This is a genomic window from Actinosynnema sp. NPDC023658 (assembly GCF_040639995.1).
Taxonomy (GTDB): domain Bacteria; phylum Actinomycetota; class Actinomycetes; order Mycobacteriales; family Pseudonocardiaceae; genus Actinosynnema.
On the sequence record NZ_JBFAAX010000646.1, the window covers coordinates 1 to 3250 of the forward strand.

1 protein-coding gene and 1 pseudogene are annotated in these 3250 nt (G+C 74.5%); both read right to left on the reverse strand.

The window, feature by feature from the left end; genetic code table 11:
* Nucleotides 1-2632 (reverse strand): amino acid adenylation domain-containing protein (locus AB0G02_RS32620; protein ID WP_360801904.1); only part of this gene is annotated, 2632 nt, incomplete at its 3' end.
* 93 nt (nt 2633-2725) lie between these two features.
* Nucleotides 2726-3250: pseudogene (locus AB0G02_RS32625) on the reverse strand (hypothetical protein); the annotation flags it as partial.

Here is a 3250-nt window from a genome sequence, read left to right on the forward strand (position 1 = left end):
GCTGGTGCAGCGCCACGACGGTCTGCACCAGCGGCGAGCGGCTGGGGTCGGGGTCGGGGCGCACCTCCTCCACCACCCGGTCGAACGGCACGTCGTCGTGCGCGAACGCCTCCAGCGCCGTGTCCCGCACCTGGTCAAGGAAGCCGGTGAACGGCAGGTCCGGGTCGACCCAGGACCGCAGCACCAGCGTGCGGACGAAGAACCCGACCGCCCGCTCCAGGTCGGCGCGGTCGCGGCCGGAGCTGACCGTGCCGACGGCGACGTCCCGCTGCCGGCTGCGAGCGGACAGCAGCACCTGCACGGCGGCGGTGAGCGTCATGAACAGCGTGGCGTCGTGCGCGCGGCCGACGCTCGCGAGCCTGCGGACCAGGTCGGCGGGCAGCGGGCGACGCAGCACCGCGCCGGACGTGGTGCGCAGCGGCGGCCGCGGCCGGTCGGTGGGCAGGTCCAGCGTCTCGACGCCGGCCAGCCGGTCGCGCCAGTACGCCGGGTCGCCCGCGGGGCGGGCCCGGTCCCACACGGTGAAGTCGGGGTACTGCACGGATGGATCGGCCGGCTGTCTACCCGCGTACAGCTCGGCCAGCTCCTCCAGCAGCACCTGCACCGACCAGCCGTCGGTGACGATGTGGTGCTGCACCAGGACCAGCAGGTGCTCGTCCGGGCCGTCGAGGGGGCTGAGCACGGCGCGGGTCAGCGGGCCGTGCCGCAGGTCGAACGGCTCGTCGAGGCACAGGTCGGCGGCGTCCGCGGGGGCGGGCAGCACGCGCAGCGGGATCGTGCCGTGCGGCTCCACGACCTGCACCGGCTCGTCGCCCACCACGTCGAACCGGGTGCGCAGCGCGTCGTGCCGGCGGGCCAGCCCGTCCAGCGCCTCGGCCAGCCGCGGCACGTCCAGCGGCCCGGTCAGCCTGACCCCGACCGCGGTGTTCTGCTCGCCGGTGCCGTCCAGCGAGAACAGCCGGCGCTGCGCCGACGACAGCGGCAGCGGCTTCACCCGCGGCACGCGCGGGATCGGCGCACCGTCCCACCGGCTGTCGTCCTGCCCGAGCAGCGCCTCGGCCAGCCCGGCGACCGTGCGGTGGTCGAACATCGCCCGCACCGGCAGCCCGCCCAGGCGCGACAGCGCCCGCACGGCCAGGATCGAGTCGCCGCCCAGCGCGAAGAAGTCGTCGTGCGCGCCCACCACCGGCACGCCCAGCACGTCCGACCATACCTCCGCGACCCGGCGCTCGGCCGCGGTGCGCGGCTCGACGTGACCCTCCGGCGCCTGCCCGACGACCGGCTCGGGCAGCGCGTCGCGGTCCAGCTTCCCGTTGGGCGTCAACGGGAACGCGTCCAGCGCCACGAACGCCGACGGCACCAGGTAGTCGGGCAGCTTCGCGGCCAGGTGCTCGCGCAGTCCTTCCGTGCTGCCGACCACGTAGGCCACCAGCCGCTTCGGTTCGCCGCGCGGGACGACCACGGCGTGCTCGACGCCGGGCTGCCGGCGCAGCAGGGCCTCGATCTCGCCGGGCTCCACCCGGAAGCCGCGGATCTTCACCTGGTGGTCGGCGCGGCCGACGAACTCCAGCTGCCCGTCCGCGCGGGTGCGCACCACGTCACCGGTGCGGTACATGCGGGCGCCGGGCGAGCCGAACGGGTCGGCCAGGAAGCGCTGCGCGGTCAGGCCGGGTCTGCCCAGGTAGCCGCGGGCCAGGCCGACGCCCGTCACGTACAGCTCGCCCACGACGGCGGGGCGCAGCTCGTCGTCCAGCACCCGGACCTCGGTGCCGGGGATGGGGCGGCCGATGGGCGGCGTGCCGCCGGGTTCCAGCGGCTCGCTCCACGACGTGACCACAGTGGATTCGGTCGGCCCGTAGGCGTTGATCATGCGCCGGCCGGGGGCCCACTTCGCCACCAGGTCGGGCGGGCAGGCGTCGCCGCCGACGATCAGCGTGCGGAACGCGGGCAGCTCGACGTCGGGCACGGTGGCCAGCGCCACCGGCGGGATCAGCGCGTGCGTGACGCCGAACTCGTCCACGACCTGCGCGAGCTGCTCGCCCAGCAGCGGTCCGGGCGGCGGCACGACCAGCGCCGCACCGGCCGGCAGCGCCATGCACAGCTCCAGCACCGAGGCGTCGAAGCTGGGGGAGGAGAACTGGAGGACCCGGTCGCCGGGGCGCACGTCGAAGTGGTCGACCTCGGCGGCCGAGAACGCCGGTAAGCCCCGGTGCGGCACGACCACGCCCTTCGGCCGGCCGGTGGAGCCCGACGTGTAGATCACGTAGGCCGGGTCCTCCGGCCGGATAGCCACCTCGGGCGCGGTGGCCGGGTGGCCGGCGAGGTCCGGCAGGGCGTCGAGCACGAGCAGCGGCCCGGCGTCGGAGACCATGAACGCGATCCGGTCGGCCGGGTAGTCGGGGTCGATCGGCAGGTACGCGGCACCGGTCTTCAGCACCGCGAGCCGTGCCACCACGTTGTCCACCGAGCGCGGCATGGCCACCGCGACGATCCGCTCACGCCGCGCGCCCCGGTCGACCAGCAGGTGCGCGAGCCGGTTCGCGCGTTCCTCCAGTTCCCGGTAGTCGACGACCTCCTCGGCGGATATGACCGCGGGTGCGTCGGGAGTGCGCAGTGCCTGCGCGGCGATCAATTCCGGCAGAGTGCGGGCGTGCGTCATCGCGAGAGGTGCCTTTCTGACTCAGGGGCGCGCGGTACCCAATTGCGCGAAACTCAAACGTGTAATTCAGATCACTTGTGCGACCTGCCTGCGGGCGAGTCGGCCGCCGATCTGGATCCACCGGATCCCGCCGTCGCCGGGGTCCCGCAGGAAACGCCCCGTCTGGTTGGTGTCGCCGGTGTCCGAATCACGCATCGCGAACACCAGGCCGTCGAACAACGACAGGTCCGCGAACGGCTCGCCGTCCACCGTGAGGGCCAGGCGCTCCCGGTCCACGGCGCGCACCGCGTATTCGACGTCCCCGTTGCGGAAGCGCCCGGTGCAGTCCGGGGGCGGGGCGATGCGGCGGTGCAGGCCGCTCATTCCGTCGTAATCGGCCACCGGCAGGCCCGCGTCGGCCAATTCGGGGACCAGGTCGCGCCAGAGCGCGAAGCCGCTGCTCCCGTTGGTGGTCAGGGCCACCGCGGTGCCGTCCGCGGGGTTGATCCGCAGGTGGCACGACGTGCCGTCGGCGGTGCCGTCGTGGCCGACCCAGCGGACGCCGTCGCGGTGGAACAGCGCCAGGCCGACGGCTGGGGCCTCGGCCTGGCG